The organism is Deinococcus koreensis (assembly GCF_002901445.1).
GTDB classification, from domain to species: domain Bacteria; phylum Deinococcota; class Deinococci; order Deinococcales; family Deinococcaceae; genus Deinococcus; species Deinococcus koreensis.
The window spans coordinates 1659785-1679587 of record NZ_PPPD01000001.1 but is presented as its reverse complement, the minus strand read 5'-3'; the positions used below and the strand labels follow the sequence as shown (position 1 = coordinate 1679587).

12 protein-coding genes and 1 tRNA gene are annotated in these 19803 nt (G+C 71.3%); 4 read left to right on the top strand and 9 right to left on the bottom strand.

What is annotated here, in order from left to right; translation table 11 throughout:
• Window positions 1–48: 48 nt before the first annotated feature.
• Entirely contained in the window at window positions 49–3186 is a 3138-nt protein-coding gene (locus CVO96_RS07985; protein WP_103311775.1) for an ATP-binding protein, read from the bottom strand.
• 92 nt (window positions 3187–3278) lie between these two features.
• Between CVO96_RS07985 and CVO96_RS07980 the strand changes: the two genes are divergently transcribed.
• From CVO96_RS07980 to CVO96_RS07970, 3 genes are all read left to right on the top strand, one after another.
• Entirely contained in the window at window positions 3279–4322 is a 1044-nt protein-coding gene (locus CVO96_RS07980) for an LptF/LptG family permease (RefSeq protein WP_341476169.1), read from the top strand.
• A gap of 28 nt (window positions 4323–4350) precedes the next feature.
• Window positions 4351–5457, top strand: a complete 1107-nt coding sequence (locus tag CVO96_RS07975; protein ID WP_103311773.1) for an LptF/LptG family permease — start codon at window positions 4351–4353, stop codon at window positions 5455–5457.
• Between the two features lie 61 nt (window positions 5458–5518).
• On the top strand, window positions 5519–6895 hold the full coding sequence (locus CVO96_RS07970; protein WP_103311772.1) for an SAM-dependent methyltransferase: 1377 nt from the start codon (window positions 5519–5521) through the stop codon (window positions 6893–6895).
• A gap of 385 nt (window positions 6896–7280) precedes the next feature.
• On the opposite strand, the gene pta is transcribed toward CVO96_RS07970, so the two are convergent.
• The 6 genes from pta to CVO96_RS07940 form a co-directional block, all read right to left on the bottom strand.
• Window positions 7281–9431 carry a phosphate acetyltransferase gene (gene pta / locus CVO96_RS07965; protein WP_103311771.1) on the bottom strand — a complete coding sequence of 717 codons (2151 nt, stop codon included), beginning with the start codon at window positions 9429–9431 and terminating at the stop codon, window positions 7281–7283.
• 80 nt (window positions 9432–9511) lie between these two features.
• Window positions 9512–10711, bottom strand: a complete 1200-nt coding sequence (locus CVO96_RS07960) for an acetate kinase (RefSeq protein WP_103311770.1) — start codon at window positions 10709–10711, stop codon at window positions 9512–9514.
• A 128-nt stretch (window positions 10712–10839) separates the two neighbouring features.
• Window positions 10840–11289 (bottom strand): tRNA (adenosine(37)-N6)-threonylcarbamoyltransferase complex ATPase subunit type 1 TsaE, encoded by a 450-nt coding sequence (gene tsaE / locus CVO96_RS07955; RefSeq protein ID WP_103311769.1) that lies wholly within the window; start codon window positions 11287–11289, stop codon window positions 10840–10842.
• A 176-nt stretch (window positions 11290–11465) separates the two neighbouring features.
• Entirely contained in the window at window positions 11466–13478 is a 2013-nt protein-coding gene (locus tag CVO96_RS07950; RefSeq protein ID WP_165795239.1) for a coiled-coil domain-containing protein, read from the bottom strand.
• Window positions 13478–15106: a hypothetical protein gene (locus tag CVO96_RS07945; protein WP_103311768.1), complete on the bottom strand. Its 1629-nt coding sequence runs from the start codon at window positions 15104–15106 to the stop codon at window positions 13478–13480. Before CVO96_RS07945 ends, CVO96_RS07950 begins: the two co-directional genes overlap by 1 nt.
• Window positions 15103–15828: a roadblock/LC7 domain-containing protein gene (locus CVO96_RS07940; RefSeq protein WP_103311767.1), complete on the bottom strand. Its 726-nt coding sequence runs from the start codon at window positions 15826–15828 to the stop codon at window positions 15103–15105. The genes CVO96_RS07945 and CVO96_RS07940 overlap by 4 nt, the downstream gene beginning before the upstream one ends.
• Window positions 15829–15987: 159 nt before the next feature.
• On the opposite strand from CVO96_RS07940, the gene CVO96_RS07935 reads away from it, so the two are divergent.
• Window positions 15988–16064 (top strand) — tRNA-Arg (locus tag CVO96_RS07935).
• 608 nt (window positions 16065–16672) lie between these two features.
• Here CVO96_RS07935 and CVO96_RS07930 read toward each other — a convergent pair.
• On the bottom strand, window positions 16673–17800 hold the full coding sequence (locus CVO96_RS07930; protein ID WP_103311766.1) for a glycerophosphodiester phosphodiesterase family protein: 1128 nt from the start codon (window positions 17798–17800) through the stop codon (window positions 16673–16675).
• Window positions 17801–18315: 515 nt separating this feature from the next.
• On the bottom strand, window positions 18316–19677 hold the full coding sequence (locus CVO96_RS07925) for an MBL fold metallo-hydrolase (RefSeq protein ID WP_103311765.1): 1362 nt from the start codon (window positions 19675–19677) through the stop codon (window positions 18316–18318).
• Window positions 19678–19803 lie beyond the last annotated feature (126 nt).

Genomic DNA, 19803 nt, shown 5'->3' with positions numbered 1-19803 from the left:
TTCAGCGGCGTTTCATAGGCGCTGAGCAGGGCGGATCGTGTTCCGGGCTCAGTTGGTGCCCGGCAGAGCGCTGCCCGGCATCAGGGGTTCAGACAGCGCGCCCGGGCCCCGGCGCCCGGCCAGGGCCGATTCGAAATCGCCGCGCAGATAGGCAGGTAGGGTCTCCGGGCGCAGGCCGGCGATCAGGGGCCAGGCCTCCTGCAGCAGCGGGGCGGGGGCGAACTGCAGCAGCGCGGTGGCCATGACCCCGCGGGCCGTCAGGATGTCGCAGCCCTCCACCAGCTCCAGGCCGCCGCGCAGCGCCGCGTGCGCCTGCGGGGTTGCGTCCAGCTGCAGATGCACCTCGGCCAGCAGGGCCAGGGCGTGGGCGCGCATGTTCACGGACGCCGAGTTCATCACCTCGCGCAGCTGATCCAGCGCTTCCCCGTGGCGCCCCGAACGGCTGTAGGCCAGCGCGATGTGGTAGCGCAGCGGGTAGGTGTCGTTGAACTGAACCAGCTCCAGCGCCGCCTCGGCCAGTTCCACGCCCTCCTGAATCCGGCCCAGATCGTGCAGCGTGGCGATGATGTCGCTGCTGGCAGTGACCTGCTGGCCGCGCAGCCCCAGGAAGCGGGCCGCCTCCAGTTGCTCGCGGTAGTACTCCAGCGCCTCCCCGAAGCGGCCCAGCGCGCACAGGTTGGCGGCCAGCGTACTGAGCCAGTTGCAGCCGCCGTGGCTGAGCGGCTCGCGGCGCTGCGCCTCCACCACGCCCTCGGCGATATGCAGGGCGGTTTCGTATTCGCCCCGGTAGTGGGCAGTGTTCGCCTGGATGAGCAGGATGTCGCGGGCCAGCCCGGGGTCGCCCAGCGGCGCGGCCTCCTCGGCGGCCAGCCCGATCAGGCGGGTCGCCTCGTCCATGCGGCCGGCCAGGTAGGCCAGGCTGGCCCCCTCGGCGCGGGCCACCGCACGGGCCAGGCGGTCGTCGGACTCGCGCAGCACGGTGTCGATCAGCGCGCGGGCCTCGTCGGCGCGGCCGTCGACCCGCTCGCGCACCGCCAGATACGCGCAGGCCCGGTACCAGTCGGGCGAGCGGCCCCGCAGCTGCAGCACCCGCCGGTACAGGGCGCTGGCCTCCTGCTCGAAACCGCGCCGCACGCCGAAGGAATACCGCGCTCCCTCGAACCACAGGCGGGCCGCGACCGGTTCCTCGCCCGCCAGCGCGGCGTGCTCGGCCAGCTCAAGGGCGTCCAGTACGCCCGCCAGCGTCTGCACCACCCGCCCGTGGATAAACCGCTGCTGCGGCCCGGACAGGGCGTCGTAGAGGGTCTGCCGCACCGTGTCGTGCAGCCGGCCGTCGTGTCCCAGCAGTTCCAGGCGCGCCGCGCGGCCCAGGGCGTCGCCGACCTCCCACCCGGACTGCTCGACCAGCGGGGAGAGCCGGGCCGGGCTCAGCACGCCCCCCAGCACGCTGCCGGCGTCCAGCACCCGGCGATCCGCCGCGCTCAGCCCCTCCAGCCGGCGCCGCACCAGTTCGGGCAGGGCGCCCGGCGGCCGGCCCAGATCGCCCGGCGCCGACGCCTGCGGGTGCCCGCGGGCCGGTTCCAGCGGGGGCGCGCCGCCGCCCTGCAGGGCGCCTTCCTGACGCAGGAAGCGCAGCCATTCCAGGGCGAACTGCGGGTTGCCGCCGCTGCGCCGCTGCAACCAGCCCGGGAAGCCGTGCCAGCGGCCGGTCACCGGTGAAAAGGCGCTGGCGAGCGCCCCCAGATCATCGGCCGACAGCGGGGTCAGGGCAATCACCTCCAGGCCGCCTGCCGCCTCCAGGGTGTCCAGGGTGGCCTGCAGCGCCGGCGAGATCTCGTCCGGACGAAAAGCGCCGCAGACCGGCACACCGCGCTGGGCGGCGTACCGCAGCCAGTCCAGGGTGCCGGAGTCCGCCCACTGCAGATCGTCGAAGATCACGCCCGGCCCGGCCCCGAGCCGGCCCAGCAGCGCAGCGAACAGGCGTTCCCTGTCGGAGTCCGGCGTGCCCTGGGCGTGCCCGGCCGCCGCGATCAGCGGTTTCAGCCCGGAGCCCCCGGGCGGCGCGCCGGGAGTCCCACTCTCAGGCCCAATATGTGGCCCGACAGCTGAGCCAGCATCCGGCCCGACGTCTGGCCCGACGTCCGGCCCGGACTCGGCCACGTCCAGCTCACGCACGGCGTTCAGCAGCGGCAGATACGGCACCCGGCTCAGGCCGGCGGCGCAGCGCACCCAGGAACCGGGCTGGGTCTGCAGCAGGCGGGTCTTGCCCGAGCCGGACTCGCCGGACAGCAGGGTCACGAGCGGCGCGGACTGGGTGTCCGGAACCCTGGGCTGGGCAGCGCGGGCGCGCGCCATCCGGGCGCCCAGCTGCCGGCGCTGCGCGGCCCGGCCGATCAGGGCCGGGGCCGCGCTTCCGCCGCTGGAGGCCACCGTTTGAGCCTCCGTCGCCTGATCCGCCTCACCGCTCTGTGTCCCCGTCTGCCGCAGGGCCTCGACCAGCGCCAGGGTCTGGGGCAGCGGCTCCAGGTTCAGTTCCTCCCGCAGCTTCAGGCTGAAGTGCCCGAAAAGCTGCAGGGCCTCGTGGCGCTGGCCGGCCCGCAGGCTGGCGCGCAGGACACGCTGCAGGGTGTCCTCGGACAGCGGATCGGTGCTGAGTGCGCGGCGCAGCAGCGTGGCGGCGCCGGCGAAATCCCCGCGTGCCCCCAGCTCGGCCTCGCGGGCATGCACCGCCGTGAGCCAGAGGGTCTGCAGGGCGGCCCGCTCGCCTTCCAGCCAGTCGTGCAGCCCCGGCAGCCCCTGCAGGGGAAGTCCGCGCAGCAGGGGCGCGCCGTACAGGGTGGTGGCCTCCTCCCAGCGTCCTGCCGCCACCGCCTCCCGGAACTGCTGCACGTCGGAGGGCGCCGGCCAGCGCACCCGCTGGGCCCCGGACTCCAGTGGGGCCAGCGACGCCCAGGGCAGGCGCCGGGCACGGGTCAGCAACAGGCGCAGGCTGCCCCTGGACGACGGTTCCTCGTCGTCTGTCCGCAGCAGGCGGGTCAGTTCCTCGCGGCTGATCCACTCGCCGCGCAGGGCCAGCACCAGCAGCAGGTAGGTGGGCCGCTGCAGCGGCAGGGGCCCCACCCTTTCGCCGTCCAGCAGCGCCGGGAGGCCGAACAGCTGCAGTCGGGGCGCCCTTCCTGACTCCATTCCTGACTATAGCGGAGGCCCCTTGACGGGGGGTCGGCCCCGGCGGCCCGGTCATCAAACTTTTCCCATCCCCGCCCGCTAGAATTCCCAGCGTGTCCATCCTCACCCGCTCCGTCCTGAAGGAGGTTCTCCGCTGGTACGGGGCCGGCGTCGCGCTGTTCATGGCGCTGCAGATGACCGACATCCTGAGCAGCACGGTCGACAAGCTGCTGACCTACCACCCGCCGCTGAGCAAGGCCGCCTTCGCCTTCCTGACCTACCTGCCCACCATCGTGAACCGCACGCTGGTGATGGCGGTGGCCTTCGCCATCCTGCTGGCCTTTTCGCGGCTGCAGCAGGACAGCGAACTCAAGGCGATCAGCGCCAGCGGCGTGCGGCCCCTGAGCCTGATCTGGCCGCTGACCCTGCCCTTCGCGCTGGTGGCGGGGCTGGCCTTCCTGAATGCCGACCGGCTGGTGCCCGCCGGCCTGGCCAACTGGGAACGGGCCTGGTATCAGATCTACAACACCACCCCCCCGCCGCCCCGCCAGGAGAAGTACACCTACGCCCCGCCGGGCGCGCTGTACTACGCGGGCCGGGTGGTCAACGACACGGGCGGGAACGTGGCCCAGCTCGAGGGGATCATGGTGCAGCGCGGCAACGAGACCATCACCGCGAGCACCGGCAGCTGGGACACGGCGCGCCAGACCTGGACGCTGCAGGGTGCCTGGATCGTGCGCCCCGGCGAGAACCCCCGCCAGCTGGCCACGCCGCTGGTGCTTCCCCAGCGGGATACCCTGACCCCGCCGCCGGTCGATGCCCGGCAGGCGCCCACGGCCGAGCTGCGCGCCACGCTGGCCAGGGGTACGCTGAGCCCCACGGATCGCCGCGACTACCAGTTCCAGCTCGCCACCCGCTACGCCGACCCGCTCACCGCCATCGTGTTCGCGCTGGCGGCCGGGGTGCTGGGCCTGCTGATCCGCAACCGCGCCGCCGCCTTCGCCGGAGTGGTCGTGTTCATCGTGTGTTTCTACGCGCTGTGGACGACCGTGCCGGGGCTGGCCCGCGCCGGGGCCATGAACCCCATGCTGGCGGCCTGGCTGCCCAATCTGCTGTTCCTGGCGGTGGCCGGCGTGCTGGCGTGGAGACTGCGGTGAGGGAAGCCGCACTCCTGAGGGCTCGGGCGTGAAGCGCTTCGAGCGCTACGTGCTGGACGAGATCCTGCCGCCGCTGTTCGGGGTGCTGGCGGTGGTCATCCTGCTGGTGGTGCTGGGGCTGCTCAAGGAGGTGATCGCCCCGCTGCTCGCCAAGGGCGCCAACCCCCTGCTGGTGGCGCGCGCCGTGGCCCTGAACATCCCCGAGGCGGCCTACACCGCCCTGCCCATCGCGCTGATGTTCGCCACGCTGCTGGGCCTGTCGCGCCTGTCGTCGGATTCCGAGATCAAGGGGGCGCTGGCGAGCGGGATTCCGGTCACGCGGCTCTTTCGCCCGGTGCTGGGGCTGGCCCTGGGCATCACGGCGCTGGCGTTTGTCATCGGCGAGGGGCTGGTGCCACGGGCCAAGGTGCAGGAGAGCAAGGTCAAGCAGCAGATCGTGTTCGACAACCCGCGTGTGATCGGTCTGGACGGGGTGGGGCCGGACGGCCAGAGCGTGGTGCTGCGCGACGCCCTGAACCGCGCCATCTCGGTGGGGAGGATCGAGCCCGGCGGCGAGCTGCTCGACCTGCGGATCGTGGCCATGCAGCCCGGCCAGCCCCCGCGTGAGGTCATCACCGCCCGGCGGGGCCGCCTGAAAAGCGGCAGCAACGTGCTGGAGCTGGAAAGTGGACAGCGCATCACGTACCAGGACGGCCGGCCCATCACCATCCTGAGCTTCACGCGCGGCACCCTGCCGGTTCAGGACGTGCAGGCCGATCTGCAGACCGGCAACGCCCAGCCCCGCGCGATCTATACCCCGCTGCCGGAGCTGTGGAACCGCACCCGCGCCTACCGGGCCCAGGGGGTGCAGTCGCCGGCCGAGTTCACCGCCCTGCACCGCAAGTTCGCCGAGCCGCTGGCCGCGCTGGCGCTGGCCTTCTTCGCCGTGGCGCTGGCGGTCTTCACCTTCCGCACCGGGCGCGACCTGGGGCTGGTCTGGGCGCTGCTGCTCAGTTTCGCGTACTACGCCACCTGGAGCGTGTTCCGCGTGATGGGCGAGAAGGGGGCGCTGCCCGCCGTGCTCTCGGCCTACGCGCCGGACGTGATCGCGCTGGTGGCGGGAGTGGGCCTGCTGTGGCTGGCCCGGCGGCGCTGACACAGGAGACGGTGAAGAAACACCTGTCGGCAGCGCTCTGGCCGGCACGTTAGCCTGCCCCATGCCGACACCTCCCGCCCGTTCCCGCGTGCCCTGGGCGCCCCTCGCGGGCCTCGTGGCCGCCCTCGCCGCCCGGCAGTACCTGACCCGGCCCGCCAGCGAGGCGCAGCTGCTGGCCGCCGCCCGCCGCCTGCTGGGCGAGGTGCTGCCCCAGCGGCGCGCCTTCGACGTGCAGCTCTGGAACGGCGAGGTGCTGCCGGCGACCCGGCCCGCCCGCGCCCGGCTGGTGCTCACCAGCCCAGGGACGCTGGGCCGGATGCTGAAGCTGCCGCTGGACGTGGCGCTGGGCGAGGCCTACCTGCGCGGCGATTTCGAGATCGAGGGCGATATCGGCGCGCTCGCGGCCCTGGCCGACGAGTTCGGCGCCGCTCCGGGCCCTGCCCGCGTGGCCCGGCTCCTTCAGGACGCCGCCCTACTGCGCCGGGGCTCGCAGGCGGCCGCGCCGCCGGTCACCGCCACGCTGGAAGGCGAACCGCATTCCCGGGAGCGCGACCAGCAGGCGATCTCGTACCACTACGACGTGTCCAACGACTTCTACCGGCTGTGGCTGGACTCGAGGATGGTGTATTCCTGCGCGTACTTCCCCACGGGCACGGAGACGCTCGATGAGGCGCAGGAGGCCAAGCTGGAATACATCTGCCGCAAGCTGCGCCTGAAGGCCGGCGAGCGGCTGCTGGACATCGGCTGCGGGTGGGGCGGGCTGGCGATCTACGCCGCGCAGCGCTACGGCGTGCAGGTGCTGGGCGTGACCCTCAGTGCGGCGCAGCTTCAGGAGGGGCAGGCGCGCGTGAAGGCGGCCGGGCTGGAACACCTCGTCACGCTGGAGCTGCGCGACTACCGCGACGTGCTGGCCCACGGCGAGGGCGCCTTCGACAAGATCGCGTCCGTCGGGATGGCCGAGCACGTCGGGCGAAAGAACATGCCCATCTACTTCCGCGCCGCCTACGCCGCCCTGAAGCCCGGCGGCCTGATGCTCAACCACGCGATCAGTGACGGTATCGGGCAGGCGCGGGTGCCGATGTGGCTGCAGAGCGGCAACTTCGCCCGCCGCTACGTGTTCCCGGACGGTGAGCTGCTGCCGGTCTGGGAAACCCTGAAACACGCCTCGGAGGCCCTGTTCGAGGTGCGCGACGTGGAGAACCTGCGCGAGCACTACGCCCGCACCCTGGAGCACTGGTTCCGGAACCTGGAGGCCCACCACGCCGAGGCCCGCGCCGCCCTGGGCGAGCAACGCCACCGGCTGTGGCGCCTCTACCTGGGGGCGACCTCGTACTACTTCCAGAAGGGCCACCTGAGCATCTTCCAGAGCCTGCTGGCCAAGCCGGACACGGAGAGGAAGGTCAGCCTGCCGCTCAGCCGGGACGACCTCTACCGCTGAGACGAATTCCGAATGCTATCCGTTCTGTGTTCGGAATCAATCCGGGGCGGAGGGACTCGCAGAGCTGCGAAGCAGAGAAGGGAAGAGGACGGATTTCGCGATATGGAGGGATACCCAGTTCTGTTCCAGGTATCCAATAGCCCGGACAGTTTCGGCTCAGTGTCCTAACGAATGCGATGCCCACGAAGTTGTTGGCTCCTCCCTCCTTGTGGGGGAGGCTGGGAGGGGGGGAACGCAGATGGCGTCCCAGAGAGCCATGACCGAGTTGTTCAGCGATGGTGTGATGAAACTGTCCGCATCATTGGTAATACGGAATGGGGCGGCAGTCCGTCTGAGCCCCTGACAGGCTTTCCTCCGTTCGGGTCGCGCCCTCTGGCGGGCTGCCTCAGGCCGTCGGGGGCACCGCGCCCTCCACCTGCGTGGCCTGGATCGCCGTCAGGGCGATGGTGTACACGATGTCGTCGACCAGCGCGCCGCGTGAGAGGTCATTCACGGGCTTTCTCAGGCCCTGCAGCATCGGCCCCACGGCGACCACGCCCGCGGCGCGCTGCACGGCCTTGTAGGTGGTGTTGCCAGTGTTCAGATCCGGGAAGATGAAGACCGTGGCACGCCCGGCGACCGCGCTGCCCGGCGCCTTGGCCTGCCCGACGCTGAGCACGGAGGCGGCGTCGTACTGCAGCGGGCCGTCCACCATCAGATCGGGGCGGCGTTCACGCACCAGGGCGGTCGCCGCCTTGACCTTCTCGACGTCCTCGCCGCTGCCGCTCTCGCCCGTGGAGTAGCTGAGCATGGCGATCCTCGGCGTGATCCCGAAGGCGCGCGCCGAGTCGGCCGACTGGATGGCGATGTCGGCGAGTTCCTCGGCACCCGGGTTGGGGTTGATGGCGGCGTCGCCGTAGACCAGCACCTGCTCGGGCATCAGCATGAAGAACACGGAGGAGACCAGCGCGGCGCCTGGCGCGGTCTTGATGAGCTGCAGCGCGGGCCGCACGGTGTTGGCGGTGGTGTGCACCGCGCCCGAGACCAGCCCGTCGACCTCGCCCAGCGCCAGCATCATGGTGCCCAGCACCACGGTGTCTTCCAGCTGCGCCAGCGCCTGCGGGGCGCTCAGGCCCTTGCTCTTTCGCAGCTCGACCATAGGGGCCACGTAGCGCTCGCGGATCTGATCGGGGTCGAGGATCTCCAGTTCCGGCGGGAGCGTCAGGCCCTGGCCCTCGGCGACCTGCCGCACCCGGTCGGGCCGCGCGAGTAGCACGCAGCGCGCGATCCCCTTCTCGCCGCAGCGGATGGCGGCCCTGACGGTGCGCGGCTCGTCGCCCTCGGGCAGCACGATGCGTTTGCCGGCGGCGCGCGCCTTCTGGATCAGCTCGTGGCGAAAGGCGCTGGGGGGCAGGCGGCGGTCGCCGTCCGGACGGGTGCGGAGGCGACTGCCCAGCGCAGCGGTGTCCAGCCGATCCGCGATGAAATCCAGCATCCGGTCCATCCGCTGCGGGTCGTCGTGCGGCACGCGCGGGCTCAGGCGCGAGAGGGCCGACGCCGTGTGGAAGGAGTTGGTCTCGACCCGCATCACCGGCAGCGAACTGGGCACGTCCGGGGTGCCCAGCGCGGCGCGGCACAGCCGCTCGACCGAGTCCTCGGGCTCGCTGCCGGAGGTGTACATCAGCCCCGCCAGAGGCACGCCGCTGAGGTGGCTCAAGGCGGCGGCCATCACCACGTCCTCGCGGTCGCCGGGCGTGACCACCAGCGCGCCGGGCACGAACAGGTGGGCCATCTTGGGCACCGAGCGGGCGGTCACGACGGTGCTGGTCACGCGGCGCTGGGCGGCCTCGCCCTCGTTGAGCAGTTCGGCGTTCAGGTGCCGGGCCACGTCCAGCGTGCGGACCGCCTGCAGCTCGGGCGAGAGGGCCACCACGCCCAGCAGCGGCAGTTCGCCGCGCGCCAGGAGCGGACTGCGCGAGCGCAGCTCGGCCATCAGGGTGCCGAAGTCCAGCCCCGGCGGGGCGAAGTTCAGCACGTAGCCCGCCAGCCCGCTCCCGTCGGAGCGGCGGTGCAGCGCGGCGGCGATCTCCAGCTCGTCCACGAGTTCGGCCGGACTGACCCCCGCGAGCGAGCTGACCAGCACCGTGTCGGCCTGCAGGTTGCGCGCCAGCGCGGCGTTCAGCCCCGAGGCGTAGGAATTGCGCTCGGTCAGGGCCAGCCCCTCGACCACCAGCACGTCCACCTCACTGCCCGTGCCCGTGCGGCCCGCCCCGGCGGCCTGCTGCGCGAGCGCGATGACCTCTTCCATCAGGTCTTCCTGGCCGCCGTGGCTGAGCAGTTCCTCGGCGCGGGTGAGCGCGACGGGCTCGGGCGGGCTGAGGTGCGCGACCGTGCGCGCGAAATGAACCGAGTCGTCGGTGCCCGTCTCGTGCGTCTGGGCGATGGGCTTGAGGAAGGCGACCCTCAGGCCCTGGCGCTCCAGCGCGCGGCTCAGGCCCAGCGCGGTGCTGCTCAGGCCCACGCCGTTGCGGGTCGGGGCGATCAGAAGGGTTTGCATGGGGGCTCCTTGGAGGGGTTTCGGTTGGGCGGATCGGGTGGAGGGGGAAGGGTTCAGGCGGGCCGATTCAGGCCGGCAGTTCAGACCGGCTGGGCGAGGAGCAGCGCCGCCCCGCGCGCGATCATCAGTTCCTCGTTGGTGTTCACCACGAGGGCCACGACCGGGCCGGGCCGGGAGATCACTCCGGGGGTGCCCCGCACCGCGCGGGCGTTCGCCTCGTCATCGGGCTCCAGCCCCAGCACGCCCAGCCGCGCCAGGGTCGCCGCGCGCACGCCGGCGCTGTTTTCCCCGATACCGCCGGTGAAGACCAGCGCGTCCGGGCGGCCCAGGGCGACCGCCATGCCCGCCACCGTCTTCGCCAGCCGGTACACGAACACGTCCAGCGCCAGCCGCGCCCCGGGGTGCCCCCGCCCGGCCGCTTCCTCCAGCTCGCGCATGTCGTTGCTCAGCCCCGACAGGCCCAGCAGCCCGCTCTCGCGGTTGAGCGCCGCCGTGACCTCCGAGAGGTTCAGGCCCGATTGCCGCGCAATGAAGTCGTGCAGGCCGGGGTCGACGTCGCCGGAGCGGCTGCCCATGACCAGACCCTCCAGCGGGGTCAGGCCCATCGAGGTGTCGACCGAGCGCCCACCCTGTACTGCGCACACGCTGGCGCCGTTGCCCAGGTGGGCGGTGATCAGGTTCAGCTCCTCCAGCGGGCGGCCCAGCAGCCGCGCGGCCTCCTGCGCCACGTAGGCGTGCGACGTGCCGTGGAAGCCGTAGCGCCTCACGCCATGCTGGCGGTACCAGACCTCGGGCACCCCGTAGCGGTAGGCGACCTCGGGCATGGTCTGGTGGAAGGCGGTGTCGAAGACCGCCACGTGGGGCAGCTCCGGAAAGGCCGCGCGCGCCGCCTCGATCCCGGCGATGTTGGCGGGGTTGTGCAGCGGCGCCAGCGGCACGCAGGCCCGGATGGCGTCCAGCACGGCCGGCGTGATGAGCGCCGGGGCGCTGAAGGCCTCGCCCCCGTGCACGACCCGGTGGCCCACGGCGCCCACGTCCGGGCGCAGGCCCAGCGCGTCCAGTTCCGAGAGCAGCGCTTCGAAGGCCGCCGGGTAGGAACCGCCGGCAAGGGCCTGGGTGCGCCGCTCGCTCCCCTTCTCGCTGGCCCGGTCTATCCGCAGCGCGGCGCCCTCCGAGCCCAGGCGCTCGGCCAGGCCCGACAGCGCCACCTCGCCCGAATCCGGCCGCAGCAGCGCGAACTTCACGGAGCTGCTTCCACAGTTCAACACCAGCGTCCACATGCCCTCATTGTCCCAGGTCTGCGCCGGGGGCCGGTGGAGCGGAATTGACCTCGCCTTGACGTCCAATCCGGGTCAGTCCAGCCAGCCCAGCCCGATCAGCCCAGCCCGATCAGCTCAGCCCGGCCCCTTCAGCGCCGCCGGGTCACGCGCCGGGCCTCGCCGTCGCCCTCCAGATGTTCCAGGCGCAGGATCGGGGCGACGGGCCAGTCGGCATACAGGCCCTCGCCCCACTCGATCACGCTCAGGCGGCTGCCCAGGATCAACGCCTCCAGATCCATCTCGTACAGCTCGGCCACGTCGCGCACGCGGTAGGCGTCGACGTGCAGCACGCTGCCGGCCGGGGTCGGATAGACGTGCATCAGGGCGTAGGTGGGGCTGGTGACGCCCTCCGGGAAGCCCAGCTCGGCCACCAGCCCCTGCGTGAGCGTGGTCTTGCCGGCGCCCAGTTCGCCCTCCAGAAAGAGCAGCGATCCAGGCGGGAGCGCCCCCGCGACCGCCGCGCCGAGTGCCCGCTGGGCCTGCTCGCCGGGCAGCCGCCGCGACTCACCGGGCGCCAGCGGAAAAGGGGAGAGGGACATGCCGCTCAGTATGCCCAAGCCCTCAGGTTCTGCGATCAGGAGTCAGACGGACGGCCGTCCAATTCCCGGCCATCCGCGAGAGCCCCGGATGCACGTCCATCTCCCGAAATCAGTTTTCTCCGCTTCGCAGTTCGGCGAGTTCCGTTGGCTGGACTGCCTCCCGCACCCTTGCAGGATCAGGCGCCGTCGAGCCAGGCGCCGGATTGGGTGTCCAGTGCGTCCCAGTCGGCGGCGCGGGCCAGCCGCCAGTCGCCCCCCGCCGTCCGGCGCGCCGACCACACCTGCGCGGCGTCGGCCATGTCCAGGCGCTGCAGGCCCAGGGTCTGCGCCTGCTCCAGCAGCGCGGTCATGGTGCCCAGCGCCGCGTCGGGCTGGCCTGCCGTCATGCGGCCGCCCTGGATGAGCCAGGAGTGGGCGGGGAGGGGGGGCTGGGATTCCTGGGCCTGAGGGGCGGAAGCCGGGGCCCCGAAGCCGCTCAAGCCGGAGAGCAGGTCGTTGATGGACGTGGCTGCCGGGGCAGGGGTCGGCAGCGGGGCGGCTGCGGCGGGGGCGCTGGGCACGTCCAGGCCGGCCGGCTCACTTCCCCCACCCAGATCGAAAACGTCCAGCAGCCCGCTCAGGGCGTCCTGACCGAACGAGGCGGTCACTTCCTGGGCGGCCCGGTACTCGGCGTGGGCCTCGGCCAGCAGGATCTCGGCGTCCTGCAGGGACTGGGCGTAGCGGGTGCGCGCCTGGATGCTCATGGAGCCCAGGCGGCGCTGGGCGCGCAGGCTGTCGGCCAGGCGGCCCAGCCGCTGGGTGGTCTCGCCGGCCAGATGGCGCACGGCGTCGTACTCGCGGATCACGGTGTCGGCGCGCAGATCGAGGTTCTCACGTTCCTGCGCGGCGGCCCCCATGTGCCGCTCCAGCAGGGCCCACGGCGCACTCAGATCCACCTCCTGCCCGGCCGAGAGCTGGGCCTGGGCCTGGGCCAGCAGCGGCTCCAGCTCGGCCTGGGCGGCCGGCACGTTGCGGGCCGAGCGCTCCAGATCGAGCAGCTCCTGCTGCAGCGCCAGCCGGGTGCCGCCCTCGCCGCCCTCTCCGAGCGCCTCCTGGGTGGCGCGCAATTCACGCAGGGAGTCGGTCGCCAGATTGCCCAGCTCCAGGGTCTGCCGGGTGGCGTCGAGCAGCACCCGCAGGCCCGTGGCCAGCTCGCCGGAGGTGGTGAAGGGCGTGAGCTGCTGCTCCAGCCCGGCGAATTCTCCGCGCTGCTCGGCCAGCAGGGCGTCGCGGCCCAGCTTCAGCTCGCCGCGCCAGCGCTCGACCGCCTCCGTGTCCAGCCCTCCGGCCTGCTGCGCGGCGCGTACCTCGGCGTGGCGGGCCTGCAGCTCCGGCCGGGCGCTCAGCAGCGCGGCGAAATCACGTTCCAGGGTCAGGAGCTGCTGGGCGTTGTGCTCCTGTTCCAGCGCCAGCACGCGGGCCTGCGCTTCGGGGTCGAGCGGGGGGGGCGCGCCGCCGGGCGCACTGACCGTCTGCACCACCGAGGATTCCAGCAGTTTGCGCAGCGAGAAGGTCAGGGTGCGGGCGCGCTCCACCTCGCCGGGCAGCAGGGTGCCCTGGGTCTGCGCCTCGTCGATCTGGCCGATCAGGGTTTCGAGGCGCCGCACCTCGCGGCTGCCCATGCCCTGCACCCGCGTGAAGGCGGCGCGCATCTCGGCCAGATCCTGCGCCTGCTCGACCAGACTCTCCTGCAGCCGGCGCTCCAGCTGCACGATCAGATCCTGCCCCTCCTGCACCAGCGCGCTGACGTCGCGGCCCTGGCCCTCCTCCTGGCGGGCGATGCCCAGCAGCGAGCGCAGGCGCTGGGTCTCCGGCCAGTCGAAGTACAGCGAGAAGCGGCGCGCGCCGTCCTCCAGCGCGCCCAGCGAGGCCGCCGAGACGCTGGGCACGCTGCGCTCCTGGGTGGCCTTCATCAGCTCGTCAAGCACCTCCGAGACGCGCTTTTTGGCCAGTGGGGCGGGCACGGTCAGCTGCAGGCGTTTGAAGACCTCACGCTTGAGGATGTCCTCCAGCGCGGGGCCGTCCAGCTCGGCGGGGGTGGTGCCGCGCGCCTCGGCAGCGTCCTGCAGGATGCGCTCCAGGGCGCGCGGCGAGACCAGGTCGCCGAGCATCTGCACGGGCAGGCGGTGAAGGCCGGGGGACGCGTTCATCACAGATCCTCATCCCATTCCAGGCCGTGCTGGGTGGTGGTTTTGGGCGGCGTGGAACTGCCCAGCAGCCCGAACTGCTGGCACAGGCCCCGGAATCCGAAGGCCAGCAGCCCGATGGCGAGCGCCGAGAGCAGCGCCCCGACCGGCAGCCCGTAGGCGGCCTGGGTCAGCGACAGGTTGCTGAGGCTCCGCAGCGCGCCCAGGTTGGCGAGGTCGCCCAGCGCCCCAAGCAGCCCGAACACGCCCTCCAGGAAGGTGGGCAGCAGCAGCAGCGCCAGCCCGAACAGCACCGCGCGCCAGGACACGTTGCGCGCCCCGAAAGCCAGGTTCAGCAGGTACAGCGGGACGGCCGTCAGCAGGGCCAGCAGGGCGAAGACGAGCACCCGCATCCAGCCGCCGAATCCGCGCGCGACCCCGGCCGACACGGCGTCCAGTCGGCTGGGTGGGCGCCCGGCGGCGACCGCTTCGAGGTTGGCGGCCTGGCTGATCAGCGCCTGGACATCGCTGGGCCGCAGGGCCACGCGGCTCTGGGCGGCGCTCAGGTTGAACACCAGCGCGGTGTAGCCCGGCGCGGTTCGCAGCGAGCCCGGCACCGCCGACAGGGCCTGAACCGCCTCGCCCAGCCGGTCGCGGGCCGAGGCGTTGTCGCCGTGCCCGGCGGCGGCGAGCGCCCGGCCCAGGGCGGCGTAGAGCTGGACGGTTGCGGTCTGGGCGGTGGAAGTCTGGACGCCGCCGACCGGGCCAGTTTCGGCGGGGCCGCTGGCGGCAGGTGGCGAACTCGGCCTGACGGACGCCGGGTCTGAACCGGCCCCCACCTTCAGCGGCGGGGCCTTGCCGGTGGCTGGGCCGGTAGCTGGGCCGGTGGCCGGCTTCGGGAAGCTGGAGGTCTGGGGCTCGCGGGTCAGGCTGGCCGAGAGGTCGCCTGCCCCCTGGCGCAGCGTGGTCAGGGAACGGGTCAGCTCCGGGAGGTTCCCGGCCGTCAGCTGCCGCAGGGCGTCTCCGAACTGCGAGACCTTGAGGCCGCCAGCCGTCCCCGAGTCGGGGAGCGCCGTGAACCAGCCGGTGGCGCGCGCCAGATCGACATAGGCGGCCGTGGACTGCTCGGGCCGGGCGGCCTGCAGCGAGGCCAGCACCCGCCCCGCCGCCGCGCGCTGCAGCCTCCAGGCCACCCGTTCCAGTTGCCCGGTCTGGCCCTCTTTCAGCGCTGCGCGGGCGCCGTCGCCGCTCAGGCCGTATTCGCGGGTCAGCAGCTCGAGCTGCGCTCCGGGGCCCGGCGTGCCGGAGATCAGCTGGCTCAGCGTCTGGTCGTACAGCGCCTTGCGCATCAGGCCGCGGCCCAGCAGCACCTGGGCCTCGAGTTCGGCGGGTGTGCGCCCCAGCGCGGCCCGGGCGCCAGTCAGGGCGTCCTGCAGGCCGGAGCTCAGCTGGCGGTTGCGCAGGGTCGGCCTGAGCTGGTCGAAGGCGACCTGCGCGGCGTTCAACTGGGCCAGGGCGGCCTGCGCCGAGCCGGCACGGGCCCGCACCGCGCCGTCCAGCGCCCCCGAGAGTTGCCGGTAGGCCCCCAGATCCTGGGCTCCGGCCGTGCTGGCGAACAGGCCGGCGGCCAGGATCAGCGCCCGGGCGTTCACGCCGCCACCTTCAACTGCTGTAGTTCCACAAGTAACCGCCCCACGTTGGATTGAGAATTCACCACGACCGCGACGCAGTGTGCCCCCAGCGGCCGCACACAGACGGTTCGGCCGCCCAGCTCGGCCGACATCAGCCGCAGCGCGCGGTTCTGGAAGAGCAGGGCGCTGGCCGCGATCACCGAGCCCAGCCCGGCCGCCTCGCGGATCGCCCGGACGCGCAGCACCTCGCCACTGGCCCGGCAGACCATCACGCCCTGCACGCCGCTGAGCCGGCCCAGATCCTGCAGCAGCTCCTCCTGACCCAGCGGGGTCTCCAGGTCGTAGGCCCGGCCCCCCACCGAGAGCGCGAAATCCGGGTCGTCGAACTCGAAGTCGTCCTCGCCCAGGCTCAGGCCGTCCCAGCTGGTCGCGGTCGCGTCCGAGTGCTCCTCCCAGGACGCCGACGGCCCCAGGTGGGTGAAGAGCGTGGGCGCCTTGGGATACTGGGCTTCGAGCTGGCGGGAGAGGCCCAGCAGTTCCTGGCGGGCCTGCGTCACCGGCAGCACCGTCGACAGGCGCTGGAGCAGCGGCCCGGCGATCAGGCGCTGGACATCCTGGGCGGTGACCGTCTCTGCGCCGAGCTGCTGGTCACGCAGGGTGGTACGCAGCATACTTTCGGCAGCGCGCTCCGAAACGACCCGGCTCAGGGCGCGCACAGTCATGGAATAGACGGCATTGGTCATCAGATACCTCTGAGCAGTATAGGAAGCCCCCGCTTACACTTTTGTCTCACCACCTGCGCGCCTGGATCGCGTGCGGGCAGTGCCCGCTGCAGGCGGCAGGGGCCCCGCGGCCCTCTGGTATACTCCCGTCTGCCTGCCGCGCAGGAGAGACAGGCGCCGGCACTCGTAGCTCAGCTGGATAGAGCGGCCCCCTCCTAAGGGGCAGGCCCCGCGTTCGAATCGCGGCGAGTGCACCAGAAAAAACCCCGCCTGGCGCGGGGTTTGTGTTTTGGCCGCTCGGGTCGAAATGAGTGGCGTGACCAACGCGTGGCCAATACGGGCGTGGATGTCCGGCTATGTCCGGGGATCAGGGCACCGAAGTGAACTGAAAAAACCGCCCCCGGCACGTCCTTTTCGGCACGTCCGTAGGCCAGCGTAGACGTCCGTAGATGGATCCGGGGTTTTCTCAAGGTGCGCGCCCTTGACGGTGCCGAGGTGATGACCGGGCAGCGCTTCGGTCTGCGGATCGGGGCCGAGGGCGTCAGCACCCTGAAGGACGCGCCCATCACGCTGGACGGCAAGCCCGTCGGGGGGCTGGTACACACGGCGCTCAACGACGCCAGCGTGGAATGGATGCTACGCGGTGCCAGCGTGCCGACCGGGCTGTACGAGCTCAAAATCAACTTCACCAGACGGGGTCGGCGCCACCTCCCCTCGGTCTGGGCGTGCTCGAGAGGGGCCACGTTGCTCGGCACGAGTGGGAGAACCGGGCCAGGTCTCTCGAACCCGGCCCAGTGCGTCAACGCGCCAGAGCGTCATCCTCTCATCGGTCGCATCCCGGCAGCGAGCCCGACCAGCACCCACTTCACGGCGTGCAGCTCACGCGGTTGTTGGCTGGGTCTTCTTTGATAAGGCGGCACAGGGCTGTGGTCTCCAGCGGGTATGCCCGTGGTAAGGCGTATCCGCGCCTGTCCATGAACTGGCGCAACTGCTGTGGGTAGTCGGTGATGATGCCGTCCACGCCCGCGTCCATCAGGGCGCCCCACGTGCGCTCGTCATCGACCGTCCAGGGGATGACCTTCATTCCCGCAGCGTGCGCCTCCCTGACCAGTTCAGGGGTGGTGAAGGCCAGGTATCCCGGGTCGCCTACCTGAGCGTTCTGCGGATCGCCGTGCACGGGCGAAAGTGCGGACGCCCCAAAAGATTTGGCCGCCGCCACGTACCTGCTTTGCAGGGTGACGCCGGCGAAGTCATCGATATCCAGCCCGCCCAGCCACGGCGATGGGCCCGGTTGTCCCATCTGCAGGAACTGCTGCCCGTTGGTCAGGGCCACCACCGGCAATGTGGGCTTGAGCTGCCTGACCAGCATCAGCGCTCCCCAGTCGAAGCTCTGCAGCGTGACCTGAGATTCGAGGCCCGACGCGGTGATCTCGCCCAGCACCGCCCGGACGAAGACGTCACGGGGGGCGGTTTCACTCGGGGCGCCCGCCTCCACCTTGGTCTCGATGTTCATCTTTACCCCGGTGGCGCCCGCGACCTTGACCAGCCTGAAGACGTCCCTGAGTTCCGGCATGGTGATGCCGGGCACCAGACGCTGGGTGGGGTGGTTGTTCAGTCGCAGGCTGCCGCAGTCGAGGGTCTTGATCTGGGCCAGGGTCAGGTTGACGATGAACTTGCCGACGTACGGATAATCGGGATCGGCGGGCACGACCGGCGCGGTGTCCCTGCACTTCTGGTCGCTGATCTTGCGGTCGTGCGTCACGACGACCTTGCCGTCTTTCGTGACCTGCGTGTCCAGCTCAAGCGTGGTGACACCGATTGCCAGACCGTTCGCGAAGCTGGCCAGCGTGCTTTCCGACACGTGCCCCAGGCCCCCGCGGTGACCTTGCAGATCGAAAGCTGGACGAGGCTCGACCACTGGCGTGAAGCCGGAGGTGCAGGCCGTGAGAGCGAGAACCGACAGGGTGCCCACCAGACGCAGAGTGTTCGCCATACCTCCCATGGTGGCGGCGCCGCGTCAAGCCTGAGTCACGGCTGGGACGGGATTTTCGGTGGACTGCAGGTCAGGGTTGTGTCAACGCTTGTGGCCGGGTGTTGTCATACGGACTGCCGCTCCATTCCGTCACACCCAGGAGAGCACTGGATGTTCCTCTCCTGCGGAGCTCTGCGAGTCCCTCCGCCCCGGATTGATTCCGAACACAGAACGGATGGCATTCGGAACCCGTATCACAGGGGGCATGAAGGGTTCTCTGTACTGCCGGGAACCTGAGCGACTTCGCCCATACCCTCTGTCTTCCAGCCACTCTCCGACCGCGGAGTTCGCCCTAAGTGTGGTGTAAGTGGGCTGAGGAAGTTGGGCATGGATTTTCACCTACCGGAATCTTCCGGGCGACCTGCCCCTCCGGTTCTCCAGGCTCACAGCCCAGTTCCGGACGCCCAGACCGCTGACTCCCGAAGTGGGTGGCACGGACTCAGGGGGGTCACAGCAGGGCGGGCGGCCTCGCCTGCTTATGGCAACACCACCGTGGATGTCCCCGAGGACACCAGATGCCCGAGTTCAAAGCGTTCACCGCGCTGAGGCAGAAGGACAGGGACTCCCCGGACGAGCATGCTCTCCGGGTACCGGCTGTGAATGGGTACCATCAGCCGGGGAGCGATGGCGGCGACCAGGGCGCGGACATCCTCAGGCGACGCATGTCCTCCAGACCGCAGGGGAAGGTAGTCCATCCCCAGCTCCCGCAGCCAGGCCATCATCCCAGACCAGGCTGGGTCGTACTCGCCCAGCGGACTTCCATCACTGTGAACGAATACGCCTCCCGGCCGCGAGAGGCACAGCGCGAGCCGGGGGAAGTCCTCAAGGCGAAGCTCGGTCAGGTACCCCGAGGCATCGGCGGCCACATCCTGCCAGTCGGCGTGGTCGGAGAGTACCCGCACGCTGGCCGGGTCGAGGGAATGCAGACCACAGGTGCCCTGGAGCAGCGCATACGTCTCCGGGTGCACGGCGAGTTGCCGGCCGTGGGCGGCCGCCACGGCGGCGAAGGCGGCCACCCGCTCGACGTTCCTGGGATAAAAGCTCACGGCGACCAGGCCACTGGCGTGCTGGGTCAGGACGTGGTCGAGTCGTTCCGGAAGCTCGCCCTCGGGGATCGGCTCGGGGTGGCGTGCCGGCTGGCCAGCCGGGCCGAAGCGGGTGCCCTCGGTCAGCAGCAGATCCACGCCCCGCGACGAGCACGCCTCGATGAACGCGTCCATGCGCTGCGGATGAAGGCCGTGACGTCGCCAGTCACCGGTATACGCGACCGTCCCGCCCCCCGTCTCGACCAGCAGGCCGGCGCTGCCGGGTAGATCGTGGTCACCGGGCAGCACGGTGGCCTGCATGGAGCCCACGGCGAACTGCCCACCGTCCGGGTGTCCGGTGAGACGCGCGCCCGGAGGTGGCGTGAGTCCGCCCTGGTACAGTCCCCCCAGCAGTGTCCGGGTGTCCTCGTGCACATGCACGGGAACCTCGGCCGCCACGTTCTGCAGCAGGCCCATGTGATCCTGGTGGGCGTGGCTGACGAACGCGGCCAGGTGACCGAAGGACTCGGTGACTGGCCAGTCTCCACCCTGCGCCGCCCACGCGAGATCCTGCTCGTGCACCCCGCTGAACAGGCCCCGGACAGGCGGCGCATTGCGGGTTCGCACGTGCAATGCGGCCTCTGTTTCCCGGACTGGAGGTAGGTCAGTGGCCGACAGGTTTTCAGCGGGGTCGTATTTCAACCCCAGATCGAACACCAGCGCGCTGTCGCCCTCGCTGATCAGAATGTGCGTGCCGCCGATGGTACGCATGCCGTTGTAGAAGGTGATCCTGGCAGTCCGGTCTGGGTTCATCTGGGGTGCAGCGTAGGAGGCCAGGGTCAAGGGGCCGTCAACGGGCGAAGGGATCGCTGGCCGCCGGATTTTCCCTCACCACACCTGACCTGATAGGAGGCTGATCTGGTCGGCCTAGCCTCGGGC

What these genes read in the sequence shown, in the direction of transcription:
- CVO96_RS07985 (WP_103311775.1), bottom strand. Translation starts at nt 3,186, where the DNA reads ATGGAGTCAGGAAGGGCGCCCCGACTGCAGCTGTTCGGCCTCCCGGCG.
- CVO96_RS07970 (WP_103311772.1), top strand. Translation starts at nt 5,519, where the DNA reads ATGCCGACACCTCCCGCCCGTTCCCGCGTGCCCTGGGCGCCCCTCGCG.
- pta (WP_103311771.1), bottom strand. Translation starts at nt 9,431, where the DNA reads ATGCAAACCCTTCTGATCGCCCCGACCCGCAACGGCGTGGGCCTGAGC.
- CVO96_RS07960 (WP_103311770.1), bottom strand. Translation starts at nt 10,711, where the DNA reads ATGTGGACGCTGGTGTTGAACTGTGGAAGCAGCTCCGTGAAGTTCGCG.
- tsaE (WP_103311769.1), bottom strand. Translation starts at nt 11,289, where the DNA reads ATGTCCCTCTCCCCTTTTCCGCTGGCGCCCGGTGAGTCGCGGCGGCTG.
- CVO96_RS07950 (WP_165795239.1), bottom strand. Translation starts at nt 13,478, where the DNA reads ATGAACGCGTCCCCCGGCCTTCACCGCCTGCCCGTGCAGATGCTCGGC.
- CVO96_RS07940 (WP_103311767.1), bottom strand. Translation starts at nt 15,828, where the DNA reads ATGACCAATGCCGTCTATTCCATGACTGTGCGCGCCCTGAGCCGGGTC.
- CVO96_RS07930 (WP_103311766.1), bottom strand. Translation starts at nt 17,800, where the DNA reads ATGGCGAACACTCTGCGTCTGGTGGGCACCCTGTCGGTTCTCGCTCTC.
- CVO96_RS07925 (WP_103311765.1), bottom strand. Translation starts at nt 19,677, where the DNA reads ATGAACCCAGACCGGACTGCCAGGATCACCTTCTACAACGGCATGCGT.